This window comes from Paucibacter sp. Y2R2-4, from assembly GCF_025717535.1.
GTDB lineage: Bacteria > Pseudomonadota > Gammaproteobacteria > Burkholderiales > Burkholderiaceae_C > Paucibacter_A.
Genome location: NZ_JAJIRO010000002.1, coordinates 537,571 through 562,054 on the forward strand (window position 1 = coordinate 537,571; position 24,484 = coordinate 562,054).

23 protein-coding genes are annotated in these 24,484 nt (G+C 61.6%); 3 read left to right on the top strand and 20 right to left on the bottom strand.

Features of this window, described 5'->3' with window-relative positions; translation table 11 throughout:
* Nucleotides 1-51: 51 nt before the first annotated feature.
* From LNV06_RS09315 to LNV06_RS09360, 10 genes are all read right to left on the bottom strand, one after another.
* Nucleotides 52-1,068, bottom strand: coding sequence for an FHA domain-containing protein (locus LNV06_RS09315; RefSeq protein WP_263537974.1), 1,017 nt, complete (start codon nucleotides 1,066-1,068; stop codon nucleotides 52-54).
* On the bottom strand, nucleotides 1,029-2,456 hold the full coding sequence (locus LNV06_RS09320; protein WP_263537975.1) for a S1 family peptidase: 1,428 nt from the start codon (nucleotides 2,454-2,456) through the stop codon (nucleotides 1,029-1,031). Before LNV06_RS09320 ends, LNV06_RS09315 begins: the two co-directional genes overlap by 40 nt.
* 79 nt (nucleotides 2,457-2,535) lie before the next feature.
* Nucleotides 2,536-3,255, bottom strand: a complete 720-nt coding sequence (locus LNV06_RS09325) for a DUF3025 domain-containing protein (protein ID WP_263537976.1) — start codon at nucleotides 3,253-3,255, stop codon at nucleotides 2,536-2,538.
* Between the two features lie 80 nt (nucleotides 3,256-3,335).
* Complete coding sequence (gene pyrC / locus LNV06_RS09330; RefSeq protein ID WP_263537977.1) at nucleotides 3,336-4,394, bottom strand: dihydroorotase; 1,059 nt, start codon at nucleotides 4,392-4,394, stop codon at nucleotides 3,336-3,338.
* Between the two features lie 706 nt (nucleotides 4,395-5,100).
* A complete protein-coding gene (locus LNV06_RS09335; protein WP_263537978.1) occupies nucleotides 5,101-6,474 on the bottom strand; it encodes a hypothetical protein in 1,374 nt (457 codons plus the stop codon).
* 189 nt (nucleotides 6,475-6,663) lie between these two features.
* Nucleotides 6,664-7,398, bottom strand: a complete 735-nt coding sequence (locus LNV06_RS09340) for an amino acid ABC transporter ATP-binding protein (RefSeq protein WP_263537979.1) — start codon at nucleotides 7,396-7,398, stop codon at nucleotides 6,664-6,666.
* A 19-nt stretch (nucleotides 7,399-7,417) separates the two neighbouring features.
* Nucleotides 7,418-8,083: an amino acid ABC transporter permease gene (locus LNV06_RS09345; protein ID WP_263537980.1), complete on the bottom strand. Its 666-nt coding sequence runs from the start codon at nucleotides 8,081-8,083 to the stop codon at nucleotides 7,418-7,420.
* Entirely contained in the window at nucleotides 8,080-8,826 is a 747-nt protein-coding gene (locus tag LNV06_RS09350; protein WP_263537981.1) for an amino acid ABC transporter permease, read from the bottom strand. The genes LNV06_RS09345 and LNV06_RS09350 overlap by 4 nt, the downstream gene beginning before the upstream one ends.
* A gap of 80 nt (nucleotides 8,827-8,906) precedes the next feature.
* Nucleotides 8,907-9,803, bottom strand: a complete 897-nt coding sequence (locus LNV06_RS09355) for an amino acid ABC transporter substrate-binding protein (RefSeq protein ID WP_263537982.1) — start codon at nucleotides 9,801-9,803, stop codon at nucleotides 8,907-8,909.
* A gap of 103 nt (nucleotides 9,804-9,906) precedes the next feature.
* Nucleotides 9,907-10,821 carry a LysR substrate-binding domain-containing protein gene (locus LNV06_RS09360; RefSeq protein WP_263537983.1) on the bottom strand — a complete coding sequence of 305 codons (915 nt, stop codon included), beginning with the start codon at nucleotides 10,819-10,821 and terminating at the stop codon, nucleotides 9,907-9,909.
* Nucleotides 10,822-11,098: 277 nt separating this feature from the next.
* Between LNV06_RS09360 and LNV06_RS09365 the strand changes: the two genes are divergently transcribed.
* Nucleotides 11,099-11,716, top strand: coding sequence for a PEP-CTERM sorting domain-containing protein (locus LNV06_RS09365; protein ID WP_263537984.1), 618 nt, complete (start codon nucleotides 11,099-11,101; stop codon nucleotides 11,714-11,716).
* A gap of 87 nt (nucleotides 11,717-11,803) precedes the next feature.
* On the opposite strand, the gene LNV06_RS09370 is transcribed toward LNV06_RS09365, so the two are convergent.
* Complete coding sequence (locus LNV06_RS09370; RefSeq protein ID WP_263537985.1) at nucleotides 11,804-13,645, bottom strand: ABCB family ABC transporter ATP-binding protein/permease; 1,842 nt, start codon at nucleotides 13,643-13,645, stop codon at nucleotides 11,804-11,806.
* 113 nt (nucleotides 13,646-13,758) lie between these two features.
* On the opposite strand from LNV06_RS09370, the gene LNV06_RS09375 reads away from it, so the two are divergent.
* Nucleotides 13,759-14,133 (top strand): acyl-CoA thioesterase, encoded by a 375-nt coding sequence (locus tag LNV06_RS09375; RefSeq protein WP_263537986.1) that lies wholly within the window; start codon nucleotides 13,759-13,761, stop codon nucleotides 14,131-14,133.
* An 18-nt stretch (nucleotides 14,134-14,151) separates the two neighbouring features.
* On the opposite strand, the gene LNV06_RS09380 is transcribed toward LNV06_RS09375, so the two are convergent.
* The 9 genes from LNV06_RS09380 to LNV06_RS09420 all read right to left on the bottom strand — a co-directional run bounded on the left by LNV06_RS09380 (nucleotide 14,152) and on the right by LNV06_RS09420 (nucleotide 23,558).
* Entirely contained in the window at nucleotides 14,152-14,898 is a 747-nt protein-coding gene (locus tag LNV06_RS09380; protein WP_263537987.1) for an SGNH/GDSL hydrolase family protein, read from the bottom strand.
* Nucleotides 14,895-15,659 (bottom strand): enoyl-CoA hydratase, encoded by a 765-nt coding sequence (locus LNV06_RS09385; protein WP_263537988.1) that lies wholly within the window; start codon nucleotides 15,657-15,659, stop codon nucleotides 14,895-14,897. The genes LNV06_RS09380 and LNV06_RS09385 overlap by 4 nt, the downstream gene beginning before the upstream one ends.
* Nucleotides 15,660-15,728: 69 nt before the next feature.
* The gene (locus LNV06_RS09390; RefSeq protein ID WP_263537989.1) at nucleotides 15,729-16,265 is read right to left on the bottom strand and encodes a DUF1569 domain-containing protein; all 537 of its coding nucleotides are present in this window, start codon (nucleotides 16,263-16,265) and stop codon (nucleotides 15,729-15,731) included.
* 1 nt (nucleotide 16,266) lies between these two features.
* Entirely contained in the window at nucleotides 16,267-17,481 is a 1,215-nt protein-coding gene (locus tag LNV06_RS09395; protein ID WP_263537990.1) for an acetyl-CoA C-acyltransferase, read from the bottom strand.
* Between the two features lie 12 nt (nucleotides 17,482-17,493).
* Complete coding sequence (locus LNV06_RS09400; protein ID WP_263538340.1) at nucleotides 17,494-17,997, bottom strand: DUF4442 domain-containing protein; 504 nt, start codon at nucleotides 17,995-17,997, stop codon at nucleotides 17,494-17,496.
* Nucleotides 17,998-18,021: 24 nt separating this feature from the next.
* The gene (locus tag LNV06_RS09405; protein ID WP_263537991.1) at nucleotides 18,022-20,418 is read right to left on the bottom strand and encodes a 3-hydroxyacyl-CoA dehydrogenase/enoyl-CoA hydratase family protein; all 2,397 of its coding nucleotides are present in this window, start codon (nucleotides 20,416-20,418) and stop codon (nucleotides 18,022-18,024) included.
* A gap of 74 nt (nucleotides 20,419-20,492) precedes the next feature.
* Nucleotides 20,493-20,927, bottom strand: a complete 435-nt coding sequence (locus tag LNV06_RS09410; RefSeq protein ID WP_263537992.1) for a DUF2147 domain-containing protein — start codon at nucleotides 20,925-20,927, stop codon at nucleotides 20,493-20,495.
* Between the two features lie 119 nt (nucleotides 20,928-21,046).
* On the bottom strand, nucleotides 21,047-22,837 hold the full coding sequence (locus LNV06_RS09415; RefSeq protein WP_263537993.1) for an acyl-CoA dehydrogenase C-terminal domain-containing protein: 1,791 nt from the start codon (nucleotides 22,835-22,837) through the stop codon (nucleotides 21,047-21,049).
* Nucleotides 22,838-22,865: 28 nt separating this feature from the next.
* Nucleotides 22,866-23,558, bottom strand: coding sequence for a TetR/AcrR family transcriptional regulator (locus tag LNV06_RS09420; protein WP_263538341.1), 693 nt, complete (start codon nucleotides 23,556-23,558; stop codon nucleotides 22,866-22,868).
* 338 nt (nucleotides 23,559-23,896) lie between these two features.
* Here LNV06_RS09420 and LNV06_RS09425 point away from each other — a divergent pair, with 338 nt between their 5' ends.
* Nucleotides 23,897-24,454: an HNH endonuclease gene (locus LNV06_RS09425; protein WP_263537994.1), complete on the top strand. Its 558-nt coding sequence runs from the start codon at nucleotides 23,897-23,899 to the stop codon at nucleotides 24,452-24,454.
* Nucleotides 24,455-24,484 lie beyond the last annotated feature (30 nt).

Sequence of the window (24,484 nt, forward strand, 5' to 3'; positions counted from 1 at the left end):
CAAAGCGGCCCGGGTGCAAACCCGGGCCGCTTTTTTTAGAAGGCGCAGAACTCAGTCTTCGCCGGCCATCTCGGCGCTGGGGTTGTCATTGTCCTTGTCGGCCTGGCGGGCCAATTCCGCCTCCAAGGGACGCAAGGCATCGAGCAGGGCTTGCGCCGGCTTGGGCTCCACCAAACGGAAGGCCGGCGGCGGCAAACTGCTCAAATAAGCGGGGCCCAGCCAATGCTGCTGCTCCTGGCGCCGGGCCACGGTCAAGACCAGCAAGGTCAACAAGCACGCCCCCACCGCCAGCGCCAGCCCGCGACGGGCACGCGGCCACACCAGGCTGGCGTGCCACCACAGCAAGGCCGCCACGCCACAGGGGAAGGCCAGCGCGTCCAGCACCATCAAACGCGGCAGCGAGAAGGCATAGGCCAGCAGCGGCAGCACCAAAGCCACCAAGTGCAGACCGGTCACGCCGATCAAGGCGCGGCGCAAATGGGTGACAAAGGGGAAGCGATGCTGGAACACCTGCGTCACCAGCGCCCAAACCGCCGACCAGCCCAGGATCACGATCAGCGGCAACAAGACCGCCCCGCTGTACTCAATCCAGGGCGAGCCCGGATTCAGGGCCGACCATTGATCAAACCACAGCAAACCCAGCCACAGCAGCACGAGACCCGGCACCCAGGCCGCCGCCACCTTGGCGGCGCGCTGCTGGTGTTGCTGCATGGGCAGCTCCGGCGCCAAGCTTGCGCTGTCGCGCCGCCAGCGCAGATGGGTGGTACCCAGCTGAAGTAACGCGCTATCCCCCAGCTCAACCGATTGCCCCGCTTGCAGCCGAGCCTCACCGTGCCAACCGCCATTCAGGCTGTTCAGCATCTCCACCCGTGGCCCGCCCGCCTCGTCCCAATGCAGGCAGGCATGTTCGGCGGCCAGATGGCCGTCATCCAGAACCACCTCACAACGCGGCGCCCGGCCGATGCGCGCCGGCCATTCGCTGATGCGTTGAACCAGGCGCGGATGCCCATCGCGCCCCAGGACTTCGATTACCGCGATGCGTTGTTGTTGGCGCTCTTCTTGTTCCACGCGAAGCCCTCCAGGTAATGCGCGGTCAGTTTCAGCGCGTTGTCAAAGCTGACGCCTCGAGCGTCAAAGCGACCCAAAGCCCCTTCGGTTGAGGCATCGACCGTGGTCACCAGCACACTCAGATCATGCAGACCGCTGAGCTTGCGGTAGGCGCGCATGCAAACCACGGCGCGCAAGGGCAAACCATCGCGAGACACAAACTCCTCCTTGCAAAAAGGCGCGGTGCGGAACTTGTCGTCGCGCCCGAGTCGCTCATTGCGAAAGCTCCCCGAGTACTGCTTGGCGAAACGGATCGCGCCCAGCTTGGCGCCGTCATAGGCCTCATGCGACATATCGAGGTAGCCGGTCTGGATTTGGCCGCTGACAAAGACCGCATGCTCCATGCGACATTGCGAGCGCTGAAACTCCAGGCCCTTGGTATCGGCCGGTGTGCCGCGCCCCCAGCAACGCATGAACTGCTCCTGCGGCACTGGCAAAAGGTAATGCGCATGGCCGGCCGAGGCCCAAGGCTGGGCGATAAAGCGGCGGCTCAACTCATCTTGATAGGCCAACAACTGCTCGCGCAAACGCGGCCAGGCCGGACTGTTCATCGGTTTGGCATTGCGACTGCGCTCGAACAAAGCTTGCGCAAACTGACCCGGCACCAAAAAACTCATCTGCTGGGCGAAGAACATGGCCGAGACATTGACGCCGACCACGCGCCCATCTTCGTCCACCACGGGACCACCGCTCATGCCGGAGTTGATGCTGCCGGAGTAGTAAATCAGCGGATCAAAGCTGCGCTCGACCAGACCGTTGAAATTACCTTCCACCACCGCAAAAGCCACATCATGAGGATTGCCCATCGAATAGATGCGGTCGCCCTTGGACAGCGGCAGGCTGGGCGATCTAAAACCCAAAGCGCCGCGGTTCTTCAAGGCGCCGGGTGCCGCGCGCAACAGGGCCAAGTCGCGTCGCACATCAAAGTCCAGCAGTTCCAGCTGTCCTTCCATCCCCTCGGTGGTGGCAAAGCGCAGCCGATAGCGATCCGGCTCCAGGGCGAATTGGCTGATGACGTGATAATTGGTCAGCACATGGCCATCTTCGCTGACCAAAAAGCCCGAGCCCACCGAGGCCTGGCTGTCTTGGTTTTTCAACAGCGTGCGGATCTGCAGCAGTTGCGAGCGCGAGTTGTCGTACAAGCGCCGTGCACTGGCCGAAACCGCAGCGGCCGGCGCCGAAGCAGCAGTGGCCGGCGGCTGTGGAGCCGGCTGCGACACCGCCGGCAGCTCGGCAGCAGGCTTCAGTTGCGCCGCAGCCAAGCTGCAGGCCACGCTGAAACTGAGCGTTAACAAAAGCTGCGACGCACGGCGCAGCGCCCTGCCCTTGGGGCTAAAGTGGATCAGCAAGCTTGCATCCCATCAAGAAATGAGCGGCACCAAGGCCGAAATGCGGCGGAGCCATTCAAAGCCCGCCGATGCGCCGATGCTAGCGGGTTTGCGCGCTGGGCAAGGGGCGAAAAACCTGGGTGTCCGCATAGAACTCCGGGCTTTGATTGGCCGGCCACCAGCCGGGCACGCCCAAGACCGGCAGCGGCACAAAGGGTTTGCGCTCCAGCAGCGCCAAATCCAGCGCCGCATCGGGCCAATCTTCCGCAGGCAATTGCTCTGTCGGCAGCGGCTGAAGCAAGACATGCGCGCAAATGGGCTTGCGCGGCTGCTGCAGCTTTTCCATCAAGGCGTGGCCGATCAATTGCAGCCTCGCCTGAGCCCAAAGAGGCCGCAAGCTGACGAACACCGTTTGCCAGTCGCGCCGCGCCAAAGCATCGCACAGCGGCGCAGGCGCGCGCAACAAGGCGGCGTTTTCATCGACCACGGTCAGCGCGTCGCGCAAGGCGCCACGCACTGGCCCGACCGCGCCGCCCATGCGGGCCAGAGCGACGCTGTGGCCCGCATTCAAGCCGGCCTTCAGCAGCGGCCAATGCAGCCACATCAAGCCGTTCAGCAGATCATGGAGGTTGTCGCGCGTAGGCACAGCGGCTGTGCGATAGATGAAGGCTTCATAGGCTTCACCCTCGGGCAACTCGGCCTGGGGGACAAAGCGCAGCGGGCCCTTGGGCAAGACGATGGAGGCCTCGGCGAGGCGTTTCTTCAGCGCCGCATTCAAGGCCTCGGCCACTGTGGCCCCCGCCGCTATGTCTGCACTCAAGACCTGACCCTGCGCGCGGTACGGCGCCAACCAAGGCGCAGACCAATCGACTTGCAAAAGCGCGGGGAACAGGGCCGGGTTCAGAGCAGTTTCCAGCCCAGGGTTTCGCCGCCGCGCAGCGGCTTGAGCTGTGCATCACCAAAGGGCACAGCGCTGGCCAGGGTCCAGTCTTGCTTGGCCAGGGTGACACGGTCGGTATTGCGCGGCAAGCCGTAGAAGTCGGCGCCATTGAAGCTGGCGAAAGCCTCCAGCTTGTCCAAAGCGCCCATGGCCTCGAAGGCCTCGGCATACAGTTCAAGAGCCGAAGCGGCGGTGAAGCAGCCGGCGCCGCAGACCGAGTTTTCCTTCATCTGCGAAGCATGGGGCGCGCTGTCGGTGCCGAGGAAGAACTTGTTGCTGCCCGAGGTCGCCGCCTTCAGCAAGGCTTGGCGATGGACTTCACGCTTGAGCACCGGCAGGCAGTAGTAATGCGGGCGCAGGCCACCGGTGAAGATGGCGTTACGGTTGTAGAGCAGATGTTGCGGTGTCAGCGTCGCTGCGGTGTAGGCATCGGCCGTTGACACATAGTCGGCCGCCTCTTTGGTCGTGATGTGTTCGAACACCACTTTCAGCTCCGGCATATCGCGACGCAGCGGCTGCATCACCCGGTCAATGAAGACGGCTTCGCGGTCGAACACATCGATCTCAGGATCGGTGACTTCGCCGTGCACCAGGAAGAGCAGGCCTTCGCGCTGCATCGCTTCCAGCACCTTGTAGGTCTTGCGGATGTCGGTCACACCCGCATCGCTATTGGTGGTGGCGCCGGCCGGATAGAGCTTGAGCGCCACCACGCCCGCATCCTTGGCACGCTTGATCTCGTCAACCGGGGTCAAGTCGGTCAGGTACAGCGTCATCAAGGGCTGGAAGTTCAGGCCTTCAGGAACTGCCGCCAGAATTCGCTCACGGTAGGCTGCAGCTTGCTCGGCCGTCGTCACCGGCGGACGCAGGTTCGGCATGATGATGGCTCGACCAAACTGGCGCGCCGTATAGGGAACGACGCTTTGCATGGCCGCGCCATCGCGCACATGCAAATGCCAGTCGTCAGGACGGGTGATGCTCAGCTGCTGCGCAGCCACGGAGGGGGTGGATGTTTGGGCCATGGGGGGATTGTCCCAAATCTCTCAGCAGTACTCCCAGCGAGTCTGATTCATCTGTTTGGCTTTTGAGCACGCTAGGTAACCACCGGCACCAGTCAAACGACTGACAGCGCACTGCTTCGCTTCGGTGGACCGGCCCGCCGCCGTTCTCATAGTGCCCGGGTCGGCTCTGGCGAGCCGACTCCCCTCGCTGCTCACTGCGCGGGTCAGCGGCGGCCAACTCTCTTCGTTCGCTGCGCTCACTGCGTTCAGACAGGGGCCGCCAAGTCAGAAGTTGAAGCGCGCTGCGCGCGCCTGACCCGGTCCGCTGCGCCCTCGGCCGCGCACAAATCGCCCGACGGCGGGCCGGCCCACCTACGGATTTGGTTTTCTCCCTCGCCGAAAACGCCCAACGCTTGCCATGCAAGCGCACTGCAGCCTGGGCTGCTGACGGGCGATTTGTGAGGGGCCGAGCAGCACAGCAGCTTGGGGCGCGCGCAAAGCGCGCTTCAATTTCCGACTTGGCGCAGCATGTTTGAACGAAACGAGCGCAGCGAGTGAAGTGAGTTCTGCGCCAGCCCCAAGATGCGAGCAGCGCAGGGAAGTCGTCGCGAAGCGACGGCCCCCGAGCCATGAGCCTGGCGGCTGCCCGGGATGCAGTGCCGAACAAGCAAAACCCAAACTTTACTCAGTGCTACAAGCCCCCAAAAACTCGTGCGCTCAGTCCCGATTAACGCCGCTCAGTGAAACCAAGCCTCTGCAGCAGACCTTGCTCATTGAACAGCAAAACCAACTCGGTCCCGCGTTCTGGCGCAGCAGGCGCATCAGTTGCTGCCTTGGCCGCAGCGGCTGCAGTTGCAGAGGCTGCAGCCGAAAGCGAGGGCGGCAAAGCCGCACTGATTTTCTCGACCTCGGCCCGCACCTCTTGCTCAGACTTCTGGCTCATATCGGCCGCGGAGGGCATGGCGCTGATGGCTGACCGCGCGGCCATCAAGGTCGACAAGGAAGGCAATGCCACGGACTCCGTGCTGTCTTTCTTGGCTGCGTCCTTGCTCGCCGTCTCTTTCGGCGCCGCTTGCCAGTAACGCAAGATCTGATGACCAAGGTCAAACTTGACCCGTCGACCTTTGCCCAAGGCAGCAGTCACTTGGTCTACGTGGGTTTCCCCAATCTTCCAGGACTTGGCCGCCTCGGCGAAACGATGCTTGGAGGCTTGCAACTCCTTCACTGGCATGAGGGCCGGCGAGTCCATGGTTTCAAAAACCACCCGAGTCTCATCGGACCAAGACTTGTCGCCCATGGGCAGGCGGAACATACGGTCACGCAGCAAGAAACCCCAGTCGTAATTCTCCCCACTATCATCAAACAGACCATGCAACATGCGATGGTTCAAACGCAAGCGCCGCTCGCCGTCGATCAGCGTGACCGAGAAGATCGGGGCATCGGCGAAGTTGCTGGGACTCCAGGCGTTCTCTTCGCATTGCTCATGGCCGGGCCTAAACACCGACTGCAAGAACCGCTGCCAGGACGAATCCGTACGCGCCAAGCCGCTGGCAAAGGCGATGGGGCATTGCAGTCGCAAATCGCCCAAGCGGCGCTCACCCTCGGGCACACCGGGGCTGCGGATATCGGGGCGCCAAGTGATGCGACCTTCCGCCAAGCGGCTGCGCACCACGCTGTCTTGATCTAACTTGCGCCAGGCCGGGTCGGCCGCGAAAAGATGTTGATCGTCCAGGGCAATCGGGGTTCGGCCTTGCTCGCCGACCAAGGCCAAATCGGCGCGATCCACGTCTGAAGCGTACTGGCGCGCATAGACCCGGAACTTCAGTTCCGCCTTCGGCGCCAAGCCCTGATGTTTTTGAAACAGCGCTTGAGCCTTGAAAATCTGCGCCAAGGTCTTGCGTTCGCGCGGCAGGGTCGATTCACCTTGCGTCTGCACCTGCTGCAACTCCAGCAGCGGGGCATTGCGGGGGATGATCTTGGCAGCTGGCAGCTCTTCTTCGCTGGGCTCGGCGGCCGAGGCCAGGGTGCTGGCCAGCAGCATGAGCAAGGGACAAAGCAAGCGGGAAGCGGAAGCGACAAAAGGACGAGCAGTACGAGACATGGCACACATTCAAACCGGAATGGCCGACAGCCTAATGGCGCAAGCCCTCGCCACCCAGCGGCAAACGACCAACTGCAGAAACAGCAGGATCAACCGCAATTGAAAATGGCCCGCTAGACAAGAAGCCTAGGCGGGCCATACAAGTTGAGGAGTCGCCCGAAACGAGGCGCTCCCCGCTGTGTCAAACCATCAGTGCTGCAAGATCTTCGCCAGGAAGTCTTTGGCACGCGGGCTGCGCTCGTCGGGCTTGCCGAAGAAGTCTTCGCGTTTGCAGTCTTCGACGATCTTGCCGGCGTCCATGAAGATGACACGGTGACTGACGCGTTTGGCAAAGCCCATTTCGTGCGTCACGCACATCATGGTCATGCCTTCTTCGGCCAGCTTGACCATCACGTCCAACACTTCACCCACCATCTCGGGGTCCAGCGCCGAGGTCGGCTCGTCAAACAGCATCACGATGGGGTCCATAGACAACGCACGCGCAATCGCCACGCGCTGCTGCTGGCCGCCAGACAGCTGGCCAGGGAACTTGTCTTTGTGCGCTGACAAGCCGACTCGGTCCAACATCTTCAGGCCACGAACCTTGGCTTCATCGGGCGTACGGCCCAGCACTTTGATCTGCGCGATGGTCAGGTTCTCGGTCACGCTCAAATGCGGGAACAACTCGAAGTGCTGAAACACCATGCCAACGCGCGAGCGCAGCTTGGGCAGCTTGGTCTTGGGGTCGGCCAGAGAAATGCCGTCAACAATGATGTCGCCCTTTTGGAAAGGCTCCAGCGCATTGACGGTCTTGATCAGCGTGGACTTGCCCGAACCCGAGGGGCCGCACACCACCACCACCTCGCCTTTTTGGATGCTGGTCGTGCAATCGGTCAGCACCTGGAATTGGCCGTACCACTTGGAAACGTTTTTGATATCGATCATTTGAAACTCCAGTCCAGCATCAGCGGATGATGGCAATCTTCTTTTGCAGTCGGCGCACCAGCATGGACATGCTGAAGCAGATCAGGAAGTAAATGGCCGTGGCTACCAAATAGGTTTCCACCGGGCGATTGAAGTTACGGCCCGCAGTTTCAAAACCCTTCAACAAGTCGTAAGCGCCAATCGCATAGACCAAGGAGGTGTCTTGGAACAAGATGATGGTTTGGGTCAGCAGCACCGGCAACATATTGCGGAAGGCCTGCGGCAAGACCACCAACTGCATGGTCTGGCCATAACTCATGCCCATGGCGTAGCCGGCATAGGTCTGGCCCTTGGGCACGCTTTGAATACCGGCCCGCATGATCTCAGCGTAATAGGCGGCCTCGAACAGGGTGAAGGTCAAAATGGCCGATATCTCTGCGCCCAGCGGCCGCCCGATCACAAAGGGGATCAGCAAGAAGAACCACAGAATCACCATCACCAGCGGAATGCTGCGCATGGTGTTGATGTAAGCGGCGGCCGGCAAGGCCAGCCAAGACTTGCCGGACAAGCGCATCAAAGCCAGCACGGTGCCCAGCGCAATGCCGCCCACCATGGCGATCAGGGTCAGCTGAACCGAGAAGTACAGGCCCTTCAGCACATAGCTGCTGACGATGCCCCAGTTGAGGAAAGCAAAATCCAAATTCATGATTGGCTGCTCCCCACCATGCCAGGCACGCGAGCGCGCAGTTCGATGAATCGGGCCACCGCAAAAATCGCAATCGAAGAAATGAAATACAGCGCCGTCACCGCCAGATAGATCTCAATACCCTTGGAGGTTTCTTCCTGCGCTTGGCGGGCGAACATGATCAGCTCAGGCACCGAGACCGCAAAGGCCACCGCCGAGTTCTTCACAATGCCCATGGCCTCGCTGGTCAGCGGCGGGATCACGATGCGCAAAGCCACCGGCAAGATCACATAGCGATAGGTTTGCGGCAAGGTGAAACCCATGGCCAAACCGGCATAAGTCTGGCCCTTGGGCAGGCTTTGAATGCCGGCCTTGACCTGCTCAGAAATCCGCGCCGAAGTGAAGAAACCCAGGCCCAACACCACCAGCAAGAAACTCGGCACCTGCTTCATAAAGGGCAGCAACTCAGGCACCACGAAGTACCAGAGGAACACCTGCACCAGCACCGGAATATTGCGAAACAACTCGGTCCAGCTGTCGCCCAACAAGACCAGCCATTTGCTAGGCGTGGTGCGAGCGATACCGATCAAGACACCAAAGAACATGGCGACGATCAGAGCCAGGCCCGAGACCGACAGGGTCCAGCCCCAGGCGGACATCATCCAGTCCAGATAGGTGATGGAGCCACCGCTGCCAAAGCAGCGCGGTACCACCTCCTGGTCAATGGTGTCTTTACAGAACACCTGCCAATCCCAATTAGACAAGGCACTTCTCCTTCAAAAAACTACAAGGCCGCCCGAACACTTGCTGGGCGGCCTGCTGGTCGGGTGCTGCGCTTAGCGCATCACTTCTTGGCGTAGTCTTCGGCCGGCTTGTCGTTCGGGTTGGCCCAGGCCTTCTTGGTGTTTTCGTTGGCGGGCATGCCCACCTTGGTGTTGGTCGGCGGAATCGGCTGCTCGAACCATTTGCTCCAAGTCTTGGCGATATCGCCGGACTTCATCTGAGCCATGATGCTGTCGTCCACGGCCTTCTTGAAGGCGGGGTCATCCTTGCGAATCATGATGGCGATGGGCTCAACAGCAAGCACTTCACCGACGATCTTGAAATCAGCCGGGTTCTTGGCCTTGGCCGCCAGGCCCGACAAGATCGCGCCGTCCATCACGAAGGCGTCAGCGCGGCCCGATTCCAGCAGCAAGAAGCTGTCGGCATGGTCCTTGCCAAACACTTCCTTGAAGTCCACACCGGTGGCGCGCTCATGCTTGCGCAGTGTTTGCACCGAGGTTGTGCCGGTCGTGGTGGCGACGTTCTTGCCATTCAGCTGATTGATATTGGTGATGCCCGAGTTGGCCTTGACCAAGATACGCACTTCTTCCACAAATGTGGTGACCGCAAAGGACACGTCTTTTTGACGGGTGGCGTTGTTGGTGGTGGAGCCGCACTCGATGTCGACCGTGCCGTTTTGCACCAGCGGAATGCGGTTTTGCGATGTGACGGGCTGGTACTTGATGCTCATCGAGCTCAGCCCCAGCTGTTTGCGCACATCTTGCAAGACCTTCTCGCAGATCTCAACGTGGTAGCCCACGAACTTGCCGTCACCCAGGGTGTAGGACAAAGCACCGGAGGACTCGCGCACGCCCATGGTGACGCTGCCGCTGTCTTTGATTTTCTTCAGCGTGTCTTCGGCATGGGCCAGGCCGGTGGCTGCAGCCAGTGCGAGGACAAGCAGTGTTTTCTTGGTCATAAACGCTCCAATTTCAAAGGTGGCAGGTACTGAGAATACTGAGGGTAGAGCAGACCACGCCCGGGCGGCGCGGCGAATACGTGTTTCTACGAATCCACGCCACTCATGTGGCCGTCAAGAAATTCCACAAGGCCAATGAGGCTGGCTTGTTGCGACGCGACAGCTCAGGGCGCTCGCGGTAGATACGCAACTCCATGGTCAGCTCGAACTCGCCGTCAGGCGCGGCGCGAACCAGGCGACGTGAGGCCAATTCAACGGCCACCGAGCTGGCGGGCAAAAAGGTCAAACCGTGGCCTTCAAGAGCCATGGCCTTGAGCCCTTCGGCCATATCGGTTTCATAGATGGCGTCCAAATTCAGGGGCACGGACGAGGCCTTGACCACCAACTCAACCAGCCGGCCCAAATAGGCGCCGGAGGCATAGCTCAGGAACGGCAGCTTCTGGCCCGGGTGCCCGGGCAGGCGAAACATCGGCTCGCCACGGCTGTCGGCCTTGGCGTAGGCGGCCAAGGTTTCTTGGCCCAGCGAGGCCATCTGGTAGCGCTCAGGGTCCAGTTGCAGCGGCTGGCTGGCGTGGTGATAGACGATCAGCAGATCGCAATTGCCCTCGCTCAGCTGGGACATCGCGTCATGCACATTGAGTGCATTGAGGCGGCATTTGAGAGCCCCAAACCGCTGGCGCAAGCCCATCAGCCAATGCGGGAAGAAGCTGAAAGCCAGCGAATGCGGCACCGCAAACTCGATCATGTCCTGCCCGGCCGACTGGTGGCTGCGCAGCATGTTTCGCGTCGCCTGCAGATTGCCCAGGATCTCGACCGCCTGCCCCAGCAGGGTTTCGCCCGCGCCGGTCAAGCGCGTGGGGTAGGAGGAGCGATCAACCAGATCGACCCCGGCCCAGGCTTCTAGCGCCTGAATGCGGCGCGAGAACGCCGGTTGGGTCACATGCCTCAGTTGGGCGGAGCGCGAAAAGCTGCGCGTCTCGGCCAAGCTGACGAAATCTTCAAGCCATTTGGTTTCCACGCCTTCAGTGTAGCCGCCCCTCTTTGCTCCACGATTTACCCATGCGCCTCACATTCAGTTTGCGTCCGTGCATGACTTGAATGAGGGGATTCCTCACCCCGCAACAGAGGGGGTGAGCCGCCAAAAGAATCAGGTCCGGCCTGAGTACAGTTGACACAGACAGGGCGTACAACTGGCGCCAAAACTACGGAGCCCGAGCATCATGCAACCAGTGACTCAGAAGTTCATCGCTAGCGCGCTTTTGGCGCTGACTCTGCCGGCCTTTGCTGGCACCACCTTGCTGGACTTTGAGTCCGTGCCTGCTGCGACCACCGATATGACGTTGGGCAACCCGTATGCGGCCCAGGGCATCAGCTTTAGCAAAAATGCTTGGAGCATGGCCAGCAAGATTGCACAGAGCAATCCAGGTGACGGCAATTTCTTCCGCGGTTTGGACGCCAATAACAAGAGTCTGACCCGTGGAGCCCTGCACTTGGCGCTCAATCCTGATGCTCCGCCTACGCAAGCCGATCAGGCGTTTGTGATCAATGTCGCCGAAGGTTTCGACACAGATTTTTCCTTGCTGTATGCAGCCTCCATCTCAGGCAAAGGCCAAATTTCCATCTTCTCAAACGCTGATGGGCTGGGTGACGTACTCGGTAGCGTCGATCTGATAGAGGGGGCGCAATGCGTCATTCGGCCAGGCTGGCTTTGCAATTGGACGCCAGCCGGAGTGCAGTTTTCAGGTGTTGCACATTCGATTCGTATTAGCGGCAACGATGGTCAATTCTTGTTTGACGACATCCGCCTGCAACTCAATCAGGGCGGCAATCCTGTCCCAGAACCTGGCGGCATGGCGCTGAGTCTGGCTGCCCTGGGTGCCCTCGCATGGAGCCGCAAGCGCCGCGTCCGCTGAGACCGCAGACCCCGATTCAGCCCTCACAGGCCCAGCGAAAAGGCCACGCAATGCGTGGCCTTCTTTTTTCATTGAGCAACGCCTTGCCTATGCGGCGACCTCCGCCGTGTCGCCGCCGCTTTGCTGCAGTCGCCACATGCGTGCGTAAGTCCCCTGCAGCGCCAGCAATTGCTCATGATGACCGCGCTCGACGATGCGGCCTGCTTCAAGCACCAGGATTTCATGCGCGTCGACCACGGTGGACAAGCGATGCGCGATCACCAGCACTGTTTTGTTCTGCGCCGCCGACTCCAACTCCGCTTGAATGGCGCGTTCGTTGCTGGAGTCCAGCGCGGAAGTCGCTTCATCAAAAATCAGAATCGGCGGGTTCTTCAGCAGCGTGCGTGCGATGGCCACGCGCTGCTTCTCGCCGCCGCTGAGCTTGAGGCCGCGCTCGCCGACCATGGTCTCATAGCCTTTCGGGCTGGCGGCGATGAAATCATGAATATGGGCTGACTTGGCCGCTGCCTCCACCTCTTGCTGGGTCGCGCCGGGGCGGCCATAGGCAATGTTGTAGGCAATGGTGTCGTTGAAGAGCACCGTGTCCTGCGGCACGATGCCGATGGCGCGACGCAAGCTGCTTTGCGTCACCGAGCGCAATTCCTGGCCGTCGATGCTGATGCTGCCACCATCAATGTCATAGAAGCGAAAGAGCAGGCGTGCCAACGTGCTTTTGCCGGAGCCACTGGGGCCTACGACCGCCACCTTCTTGCCGGCGGGGATGTCAAAGCTCACGCCGTGCAAGATAGGCCGAGTCTTGTCGTAGGCAAAGCTGACATTCTCAAAGCGCACCGCCGCGCCACCTATTTTCAGTGGCACCGCTCCGGCTCCATCGGCCACCTCGCGCTCGCGCTCCAAGAGGGTGAACATCTTGTCCAAGTCGGTCAGGCTTTGCTTGATCTCTCGGTAGATCACGCCCAGGAAGTTCAAAGGAATGTAGAGCTGGATCATGAAGGCGTTCACCATGACCAGATCGCCCAAACTCATTTGCCCCGACACCACCCCCTCGGTGGCGCGCCACAACATCAAGACCAGGGCCGTGGCGATGATCAGCTGCTGGCCGGTATTGAGCAGCGACAGTGTCGACTGAGCCTTCAGCTGAGCGCGGCGCAACTTCTCCAAGCTGCTGTCGTAGCGGCTGGCTTCGAAGTCTTCGTTATTGAAGTACTTGACCGTTTCGAAGTTCAGCAGCGAATCGATGGCGCGGCTGTGCGCCACCGAATCCAACTCATTGAGCTGCTTGCGGAACTTGGTGCGCCACTCGGTCACCGTGACGGTGAAGGTGATGTAGAGCGCCAATGCGGCCAGTGTGATCCAGGCAAACCAAGCGTCAAACTTGATGGCCAAGAGGCTCAAAACCAGCGCCACTTCAATCAAAGTGGGAACGATGCTGTAGAGCGAATAGGAGATCAGCGAATGCACCGCCCGCGTGCCGCGCTCGATGTCACGCGTCATGCCGCCGGTTTGGCGCTCCAGATGGAAGCGCAGGCTCAAGTCATGCAGATGGCGAAACACCTGCAGCGAAATGCTGCGCGCCGTGCCCTCGGTGGCCTTGGCAAAAATCAGCTCGCGCAACTCGGTGAACAGCGAAGTCATCAAGCGCAAGGCACCGTAGGCCACGAGCAAACCCAGGGGCAGCACGGCAACACTGGCCGCCGAACCTGGCTTGATCGACAGGTTGTCCACCAAGGACTTCAGCAATAACGGCACGCCCACATTGCTGAGCTTGGCGCAAAGCATGAAGACCAATGCAATACCCACACGCCAACGGTATTGCCAGAGATAGGGCAGCAACTTCTTGATCGTTGACCAGTCAGAGCGTTCCGAAGGCGAGGAAGCGGCGCCTGGGATGGCGGGAAGGGCTGATGACGCGGAGTTGCTAGGGCGCATGGGCTTTGTGATTGGCGGACTGTCACCGAGAATGGCGGGCAATTCTCTCAGGAAGCCTTATGTCAGACGCAGTAAATTCTCCCGATACCTCAGCCCCCACAGCCGCACCCGTCATGCCCAGGGAATTGGTGCTGCGCGTCATGCCGATGCCGGCCGACGCCAACCACAACGGCGACGTATTCGGCGGCTGGATCATGGCGCAGGTGGACATTGCGGGCTCCATCTTGCCGGCGCGTCTGTCCAAAGGCCGCGTGGCGACCGTGGCGGTGAAGGAGTTTTTGTTCAAGCAGCCGGTGTCGATTGGTGACCTGCTGTCGTTCTACTCGCAAGTGACCCGCGTTGGCCGCACCTCCATCACCGTGCGTGTTGAGGTGGTGGCCGAGCGCAACCCCGCCAACCCTGAGGTGGTGAAGGTCACCGAGGCCGAGCTGACCTTTGTGGCCATCGACCACTCGGGCAAGCCGCGCCATATTGGCCTGTCGGCCTGACATCTTCAAGAACGCTGCTCAAGCATCCTTGAAGGCTTCGAGCGCGATGCGCTCGCTCAGGCTCTCTGCCCAGAGCCGGTAGCCGGCCGGCCCCGGATGAAAACCATCGGGGGCCATCAAGGCCTGCACCGCCTCGCGGTTCTGAGCACCGTGAAGTTCATCGGGCATGGCTTGAACACCGCGCTCCGCCGTGCCTGCCAGCGCCAGCCCTAGGCGCTGATTCAAGCGCATCGCCTGCGCCCCCATCCACCAGCGCAAAGGCTGGGGCAAGAGCGGAAAGGCATGCATTGGCGGGATGGCGCTGTGCAAGGTGTAGCGCACACCGGCCACCTGCCGCGCATGCGCATCGATAGCCTGCAAGGTCTGCAGCCAGGAATGTGGCCCGACTTGGCCGACCACATCGTTGACACCCAAGGCGGTCACCAAGACATCGGCGGCCTGCAAGTCGGTGGATTGCAGATGGATCAAAGCCTGCGCACTGTTGTGCCCGGTTCGGGCCACCAATTGCCAGCGGACCCGGCCGCCCAGTCGGCGGGCCAAGGCGCGACTCAAGCGCCCTGCCAGTGCCTCATCTTGGTGGCTGGCGCCAACACCGGCGCCCGAAGAATCGCCGACGATCAGCAGGCGCAGCATGAGCTCACCATCACCCACTTCGCCGTGGCGAGGGCCTGTGGCCTCGGGCAGGCGCAGCGCCTTGCGGCGCACCTGGCGCCCTTGCAGGAGCAGCAGCGGCGCCAGCGCGGCCTTGGCCAGCAGCAGCTTCACTCGAACTGACTGAAGTCCGGCTGGCGCTTTTGGAAGAAGGCCTGGAAGGCTTCCATCGCCTCCGGCGAGCGCAGGCGGGCGCCGAAGATTTCAGCTTCGACCTTGATGGTTTCCATCACTTCGTCGGCGCTGTGGCGGCGCATCAGGCGCTTGCTTTCACGCACAGCGCTGGGCGCCAGTGCATTGAAGCGTTCTGCCACGCGGCGCGCATGGGCCTGCACTTCGGCAGCCGGCAGAACCCGGTTGGCAATGCCGCATTCGGCTGCTTCGGCGCCGGTGAAGGGGTCGCCCAGCAGCAGCTTCTCTGCCGCCTTGACGTGGCCCATCAGGCGCGGCACCACCAGGCTGGAGGCGAACTCAGGCACCAGGCCCAAACCCACAAAAGGCATGGCCAAGCGCGATTCATCTGACACAAAGACAAAGTCGCAATGGAAAAGCAACGTGGTGCCGATGCCAATCGCTGCACCGGTCACGGCCGCCACCACCGGCTTCTCGCAGCCGACCAGGGCGCGCATGAACTGGAACACCGGCGCGTCTTCATCGCGCGGCGGGCTGCTCATGAAGTCTTCGATGTCATTGCCGGAGGTGAAGATTTCGGGCTGGCCCTGGATCAGCACCGCCCGCACCGACTTGGCGCTGTTGGCGGCGACCAAGGCATCGGCCATGGTCTGGTACATCTCGCGGGTCAGCGCGTTTTTTTTCTCGGGGCGAGCGATTTCAATCGTTGCCACACCGTTGTGAATCGCGGTCTTGATGCTCATGGGTGAATCTCCTATTGGGCGACATTGTCCCGGATCACGGGGTCATGCCTTGCCAGGCTGGCGGCCAGATCAGCCTTTGTTGCCGAGTTGCTGCCAGTGGTTGGCCAGATGCATCAGGTGGGCACGCTCATAGTCTTCACGACTCAAGGGCCCATAGGCAAAGTGCGGCGCGTACTCGCCCTTGTGCGCCGCAAAAGCGTCCATGGCGTCGAGCATGCGCTGCACGGCCAGCTTCAAGCTGAGCTCAGCATCCAAAGCCGGCGCGCCCGGAATCGGCTCCTCCAAGTTGTGCGACATGCTGCCGCGAGCGTTGAAAAAAGCCCAAGCCGCCTGACCCGCTGTCGATCGAAACCAAGCTGGTTTGAGCTCAGGATAGCCTTGCACCGAATACTCGATGCTCTGCGCCAGGTGCTGCAGCAATTGCGCCAGCGACCAGGGGCTTTGCATCAGCTTGGGCGCGCCAAACAGCAGGTCAAAGACCGCCTGGCGCGCCTGCTTCCAGGTCTTGAAGGTCTTCAGATCCCCGGCACAGCCGGTGAGCAGAACCGCGGGAGACGCCAACAGCGCGGGCGTCGCTCGCAACAGCCGGCGTCTCTCGTTCTGCATCTCAGACGCGCTCGAGAATGCCAGCCGCGCCTTGGCCGGCGCCGACGCACATGGTCACCATGCCGTACTTGCCGCCGGTGCGACGCAGACCGTGGATGACCGAAGCCGCACGGATGGCACCGGTCGCACCCAGCGGGTGACCCAGGGCGATCGCGCCGCCGTTCGGGTTGACCTTGGCGCGGTCCAGCGAGATGCCCTTGCTGTCCAGATCGTTCAGCACAGCCAACGACTGCGCAGCGAAGGCTTCGTTCAGCTCAACCCAGTCCAGGTCCGCGGCCGAGATGCCGGCCAACTTCAAGGCGGCGGGGATGGCTTCGATCGGGCCGATGCCCATGATTTCGGGCGGCACGCCGCGCACGGCGAAGCTAACGAAACGAGCCAGCGGGGTCAGACCGAAGCGCTTGACAGCGGCTTCCGAGGCCACGATCAGGGCGCCAGCGCCGTCCGAGGTTTGCGAGCTGTTGCCGGCGGTGACACTGCCCTTGGCGGCGAACACCGGACGCAGCTTGCCCAAGCCTTCTAGCGAGGTATCCTTGCGGGCGCCTTCGTCCAGGCTGACGGTGCGGCGCTTTTCGATCACCGAACCATCGGCCAAATTCGGCAGACGCTCGATCAGTTCGAACGGCGTGATTTCGGCGGCGAAGTGGCCGGCTTCCATCGCGGCCAGGGCGCGCAGATGCGATTGCAGCGCGAACTCGTCTTGCGCTTCGCGGCTGATCTTCCACTGCTGAGCCACCTTCTCGGCGGTCAAGCCCATGCCGTAGGCGATGCCGATGTTCTCGTCACGCTCGAAAATCAGCGGAGACAGCGAGGGCTTGTTGCCACCCATCGGCACCATGCTCATGGACTCCACGCCGGCGGCGATCATCACCTCGGCTTCGCCGACGCGGATGCGATCGGCAGCCATTTGCAAGGCGGTGATGCCGGAGGCGCAGTAGCGGTTCACCGTCACGCCACCCACGCTATTGGGCAGGCCGGCCAGCACCGCGCCGACGCGGGCGATGTTCATGCCCTGTTCGCCTTCAGGGAAGGAGCAGCCGACGATGGCGTCTTCAATCGCGGCAGGGTCCAGCGTTGGCACCTGAGCCAGCGCGGCTTGCATGGCGCGCACCAGCATCTCGTCCGGACGGGTGTTCTTGTAGTAGCCCCGGCCCGACTTGCCGATGGGCAGACGGGTGGCGGCGCAGATATAGGCTTCTTGCACTTGCTTGGCCATGATTTCAACCTTTCAGTTTTTGGGGGTCTTGGGTATCCAAGCCCAAACAAATTCACATTCGACCGGGTTCACGCCGGCTTCATCCGTCACCACCACCGCCACCGTGACCTCGCCCTTGGGCTCGGTCGCCATGCTGTGGCGCTGGGCCTCGCTGAGGCGAGCCTCGGCGCGCAGAGCACCGGTGGCGCGCTTCTTGAAATCCACTCGCATGGATTTGCACAGCGGCAGGCAGTCATCACGCACATTCATGCCCACCACCATGCCGGTGGCCGTTTCGGCCAACAAGCTCATGGCAGCGGCATGCACGCCCTGGATGTGGTTTTGCACCGGGCGGCGGTTGGCAATGCGAATGTCCGACTGAGACGGCGTCAAGGCCACAAAGTCCAGGCCCGCCGTGCCGGTGAAGGGCACGGCGCGGCGCAGCGCGAAATTGCGCGCGGCCGGGCGCAGCACAGCGGGCAAAGCCTCCAGGCGTTGCAGCGTGCGAACCAGTCTGTTTGGAGCAGCCGAGGTCATCATCAGTCTCTGATCAACTCAGACTCAGTTGCGAACCGGCTTGCCGGTTTGCAGCATGCCCATGATGCGTTCCTGCGTCTTGGGGTTCTCGAGCAGCGAGCAGAAGTGCTTGCGCTCCAGCGACATCAGGTACTCCTCGCTGACCAGCGAGCCGGCTTCGACCTCGCCGCCGCACACCACATCGGCGATGAGGCTGGCCAGATAGAAATCGTGCTGGCTGATGAAGCCACCGTCACGCATATTGGCCAACTGACCCTTGATGGTGGCGATACCTGAACGACCGGCAACCGGGAACAGAGCCTTCAGCGGCGGACGGTAGCCCGACTCGAACAAGCCCTTGACCTGGGCGCTGGCCACATGCAGCAACTCGTCCTTGTTGGGCACGATCACATCGCTGTCCAGCAAGAAGCCGTTCTTCTTGGCTTCCAGGGCCGAGGTCGCCACCTTGGCTGTAGCTGCGGTGGTGAAACCGTCCTTCAAGAAGGCGAACAGATCGACGCCAGAGTTGCCGGCTGCGGCCATTTCGGCTGCGCGGCGAGCGATATAGGTCAGGCCGCCGCCACCGGGGATCAGGCCCACGCCCACTTCCACCAGGCCGACATAACTTTCCATGTGCGCGACACGGCGTGCGCAGTGCACGGCCAGCTCGGCGCCGCCACCCAGGGCCAGGCCGCGCATGGCAGCCACCACCGGCACTTGGGCGTAACGCACGCGCAGCATCATGTCTTGCAGCTTCTTCTCTTCCGGCGCGATGCCCTTAGCACCCGACTTCATGAAGACCGGCATCAGCGCTTCGAGGTTGGCGCCAGCCGAGAAGACATCGTCCGGGCTCCAGATCACCAGGCCCTTGTAGCTCGCTTCGGCGATCTCGACGGCCTTCAGCAGGCCCTCAGTCACGGTGGGGCTGATCAGGTGCAGCTTGGCGGTGATGGAGGCGATGACGACTTCGTTGTCCAAGGTCCAGACGCGCACTTCCTCGTTCTTGAACAGCTCGGTACCGGCCTTCAGCGGCTCGACGGCGCCTTCGCCGACCAGACGCTCGGGGAAGGCCTGACGAGCATAGACCGGCAACTCGACACGGCCCTTGAACTTGCCCTCGGCTGCGCTCCAAGAACCATTGGCGCTGTGCACACCACCGTTCTCGGCGACCGGACCTTCAAACACCCAGGCCGGCAGCGGCGCGCTCGACAAGGTCTTGCCTTCGGCGATGTCGGCAGCCACCCACTCTGCCACTTGCTTCCAACCGGCGGCTTGCCACAGCTCGAAGGGGCCTTGTTGCGAGCCGAAGCCCCAGCGCATGGCGAAGTCGATTTCGCGGGCGGTGTCGGCCACGCTGGCCAGATGCACAGCCACATAGTGGAAGCTGTCACGCAGGATGGACCAGAGGAACTGGGCCTGCGGATTGCTCGACTCACGCAGCAGCTTGATGCGATCGGCGGCCGGCTTCTTCAGCATACGAGCCACGATCTCATCGGCCTTCTTGCCGCCGGCGACGTATTCACCGGTGGCGAAGTCCAGGCGCATGATGTCTTTGCCGACCTTTTTGTAGAAGCCCGCACCGGCCTTTTGGCCGAGCGCACCCTTCTCGATCAGACCAGCCAGCACCTTGGGCGTGGCATAGGTGCTGAAGAAGGGGTCATCCTTCAGGTTGTCCTGCATGGTCTTGACCACATGGGCCATGGTGTCCAGGCCAACCACGTCTGCGGTGCGGAAGGTGCCGCTGGAAGCGCGGCCCAGCTTCTTGCCGGTCAGGTCGTCGACCAAGTCCACAGACAGGCCGAACTTCTCTGCCTCGATCATCGTTGCCATCATGCCGGCGATACCGACCCGGTTGGCCACGAAGTTAGGCGTGTCATTGGCGCGGACGACGCCCTTGCCGACGGCGGTGGTGACGAAGCCTTCCAGTTGGTCAATCACTTCCGGACGCGTCGTCGGGGTGTTGATCAACTCCACCAGGTACATATAGCGCGGTGGGTTGAAGAAGTGGATGCCGCAGAAACGCGGCTTGATGGCTTCCGGCAGCACTTCGCTCAGCTTGGTGATGCTCAGGCCCGAGGTGTTGGAGGCCACGATGGCGTGCGGGGCGATGAAGGGAGCGATCTTGGTGTACAGATCCAGCTTCCAGTCCATGCGCTCGGCAATCGCCTCGATGATCAGGTCGCAGTCCTTCAGCAGCTCGAGGTGTTCCTCGTAATTGGCTTGCTGAATCAGCGCGGCATCGGCCACATCGCCCAGCGGCGCGGGCTTGAGCTTCTTCAGGCCGTCGATGGCCTTGGTGACGATGCCGTTCTTTGGGCCCTCTTTGGCGGGCAGATCAAACAGCACCACCGGCACTTTGACGTTGACCAAATGCGCAGCAATCTGCGCACCCATCACGCCAGCGCCGAGCACGGCGACTTTGCGAACTTGGAATCGACTCACGGACTTCTCCTAAAAATCTAAAGGAGCCAGGCACTCAAGCGCATGCGAGGCCGGCTCCAGGGAATCAACAGGGCTTACTCGGCCCGCACCCAGACCTGGGTGCGATAGAAGAAACCGATATAGCCACGCATCTCCAGCTTCTTGCCGCCGTCGACGGCTTTCAAGCGGGTCTTGTAGGACTTGCCATTGTTGGGGTCAAGAATTTCGCCCCCCTCCCAATGCGACTTGTCGTCCGCGCTTTGCTTGACGCCGCGAATGATCTGCATGCCGGTGACCGGCTTGTCCTTGCGGTCATCGGTGCATTTGTCGCACTTGGCGTCTTGCTTGGCGGGATCAAACACCTTCTCGATCGTGCCGGTCAGCACGCCACCGTTTTCGGTGATGCGGACCAGCGACTTCTCGGTCTTTCCATCGTCATCAATGGTCTTCCACAGACCCACCGGACTGGCTTGAGCCATGGCAATAGTGCTTACGAGGCTCAGAACAGCAGCGGCAACAAAAGATCTCATGGTGTCTCCAATTAGAAGTTTGAGTGGGCCGTTTGGAAATGGCCCTTGTTGTACAGGATCTAGGGCTAACTCTTGATGAACTCTGACAGAAGGCAAAAAGAAGGGGGCCGCAGCGGGCTTTAGAACAGCTCCTCTTCCATTTCCATCAGCGGCGCCAGACCGGCGCGCGCGGTACGGATCAGGGTAGCGGTCTCGGGCAGCAGCTTCGCAAAATAGAAGCGCGCTGTCGAGAGCTTGGCGATGTAGAACTTGTCGCCGCTGTCCTTCTTGGCCAGCGCCACCTTGGCCATGCGGGCCCAGAAGTAGGCAAAGGTCAGGTGACCGACAACGCGCAGATAGTCCACAGCGGCGGCGCCCACTTCGTCGGGGTTGCCGAAGGCCTTCATGCCCAGCTCGGTGGTCAGCTTGGTGACCTTGTCGCCAATGTCAGCCAGCGGGTTGATGAACTCCTGCATCGCCTCATTGGTGCCCTCTTCTTCAACGAAGGCAGCAATCTTGGCGCCGAATTTCTTCAGCTTGGCACCGTTGTCACCCAAGATCTTGCGGCCCAAAAGGTCCAACGACTGGATGGTGTTGGTGCCTTCATAGATCATATTGATGCGGGCATCGCGCACGAATTGCTCCATGCCCCACTCGTGGATGAAGCCGTGGCCGCCAAACACCTGCATGCAGTGCGAGGTGGAGATCCAGCCGTTGTCGGTGATGAAGGCCTTGATGATGGGCGTCAGCAGCGAGACTTCGGCTTCAGCTTCCTTGCGCTCGTCTTCATCGTCCGAAGCCAAGGCCTTGTCCAAGGTCATCGCCACATAGGTCGACAGGGCGCGGCCGCCTTCGGCGTAAGCACGCGCGGTCAGCAGCATCTTGCGCACATCGGGGTGCACGATGATGGAGTCGGCCGGCTTCTCGGGCGACTTCGGTCCGCTCAGGGCGCGCATCTGGATGCGGTCTTTGGCGTAGGCAGCGGCGTTCTGATAAGCCACTTCGGTCAGGCCGAGCGACTGGTTGCCGACGCCCAGGCGGGCGGCGTTCATCATCACGAACATCGCGGCCAGGCCCTTGTTGGGCTGACCGACCATGGTGCCAACGGCGTCTTCCAGAACCATCTGGCAAGTCGAGTTGGCGTGGATGCCCATCTTGTGCTCCAGGCCAGCACAGAAGATGCCGTTGCGCTCACCGATGCTGCCATCGGCATTCACCAGGAACTTGGGCACGATGAAGAGCGAGATGCCCTTGGAGCCTTCAGGCGCATCCGGCAGCCGGGCCAGCACCAGGTGGACGATGTTCTCGACCATGTCGTGTTCGCCGGCCGAAATGAAAATCTTGGCGCCGGTGATCTTGTAAGTGCCGTCCGCTTGCGGCACGGCCTTGCTGCGCAGCAGGCCCAGGTCGGTGCCGCAGTGCGGTTCGGTCAGGCACATGGTGCCGGTCCACTCGCCGCTGGTCAGTTTGGGCAGATAGGTCGCTTTTTGCTCGGGCGTGCCGTGGGCGTGCAGACACTCGTAAGCGCCGTGGCTCAGGCCGGGATACATGGTCCAGGCCTGGTTGGCCGAGTTCATCATCTCGTAGAAAGACTGGTTCACCACCAGCGGCAGGCCTTGGCCGCCGTACTCGGGGTCGCAACCCAGCGCCGGCCAGCCGCCTTCTACATACTTGGCATAGGCTTCCTTGAAGCCCTTGGGCGGCGTCACCTCGTGGGTGGTCTTGTCCAGCTTGCAACCTTCAGCGTCACCGCTCAGGTTCAAGGGCGCCAGCACCTCGGCCGCAAACTTGCCGCCCTCTTCCAACACCGCATTGATGGTGTCGGCATCGATGTCGGCATGCGCCGGCAACATTTTGAGTTCGTCGACCACATTGAGCACTTCGTGCATCACAAATTGCATGTCGCGCAGTGGTGGGTTGTAGATCGGCATGTCTTGCTCCAGGTTGAACTTGGGGAAATCAGGACCGCTTCTTGGCGGCGGCCCCTGGTTTTGGTTTTGGGGTGGCGCGGGCGGCCTCGACGCCCAGGCCCTCCGCGGTGGCGTAGTACTGAATCGTGCGCTCGAAGCCCAGGCTGGCGCGGGACACGGCGCCGGGGTTGCGCATAAAGCGTGCGTCGTGGTGCAGGGAAAGAATCAGGCCGTGCAACTCGAACAGAATCTGCTGCACATCAGCATCGGCGTGCAGATGCCCGGCCTCTTGCGCCAACACAATGGCCTTGTGCAGAGCAGCGTGCCAGGCCTTGACCATGGCCACCAAGGCGTCACGCACCGGGCCGGGCCGGTCGTCAAACTCCACCGCGCCACTGATATAGATGCAGCCCGAGTCGATTTCGACCGACACGCGCCGCACCCAGCGCTCGAACAGCGCCCGCAGGCGCGGCAGACCGCGCTCTTCACGGATGGCGGTGAAGAACACTTCTTCCTCGAACTTGGCGTGGTATTCCATCACCACGGCAATTTGCAATTCTTCGCGTGAGCCGAAATGAGCAAACACGCCGGACTTGCTCATCTTGGTCACATCGGCCAGCGCGCCGATGGACAGACCTTCCAAGCCCATGTGCGAAGCCAGGCCCAAGGCCGCCTCAAGAATGATGGCCCGGGTGTGCTGGCCTTTTTGCAGCGAACGCACCACGCGCGCAGGCTTGACCACCGGCTCTGAGGCCTGGCTAGCTTGGGCGTTTGAAGGTACGGTCACAGACACAGGTGGTTCCTAGGCTTGAGCAGAAGCGCAATAATAAAACGAACGATCGTTCTATTTTGCAGAAAGCTAGGGGACCTTGTCCAAATATTTGGCGTGATTTTTAGGCGGAAAGCACTAAAAACCGAATGCCGACCTCGCTCAGACGAACAAGGAACTCGCCAGTCTGCGAGCTGCTGATGACAGCTTGTTGAAGCTCGGCTTCGTGTTGCTGAAGCGGCTCGCAGCCGTGGCCCAGGCTTGAGTCAGTACGCACTATTGCAGTACGCTGCGGCTTGGAGGTCAACACCGTGGATGTGCTTCAACTGGATGTTTCTGGTCGACCGCAAGCGTGGATCACGACCCGAGAGGCGGCCGTCATTTACGCCAATGACGGCATCGCCTGGACGCTGGGCGACCCTTGCCATGTCTTGCGCGGCGGGTTTCAGCGCATCAGCGGCCTGCAATCGCGCATCGAGGTCCACCCCATCATTGCCGTTCGCGGCGCCGTGCCCAGCCGGGCTTGGCGGCATGCGCCGGCCTTGTCTAACGCCAAGTTGTTCGCCCGCGACCGGTATGTCTGCGCCTACTGCGGCCACCATTTCAAGCCCGACGATCTGACCTGCGAACATATTCAACCCAGTTCTCGCGGCGGCGCCGACAGCTGGATGAACTGCATCACCGCCTGCCGAGGCTGCAATGGCCGCAAGGGCAACCGCTTGCCCGAAGAGGCGCATATGAGCTTGCTTTACCTCCCCTATGTGCCCAATCTCCATGAAGACATGATTCTTCGCGGCCGCCGCATCCTGAGCGACCAAATGGAGTTTTTGCTGGCCAGCGTGCCGCGCTCCAGCCGTTTGCACGCCTGAGACTGAAGGCCGCTCGGTGGCCACAAGTAC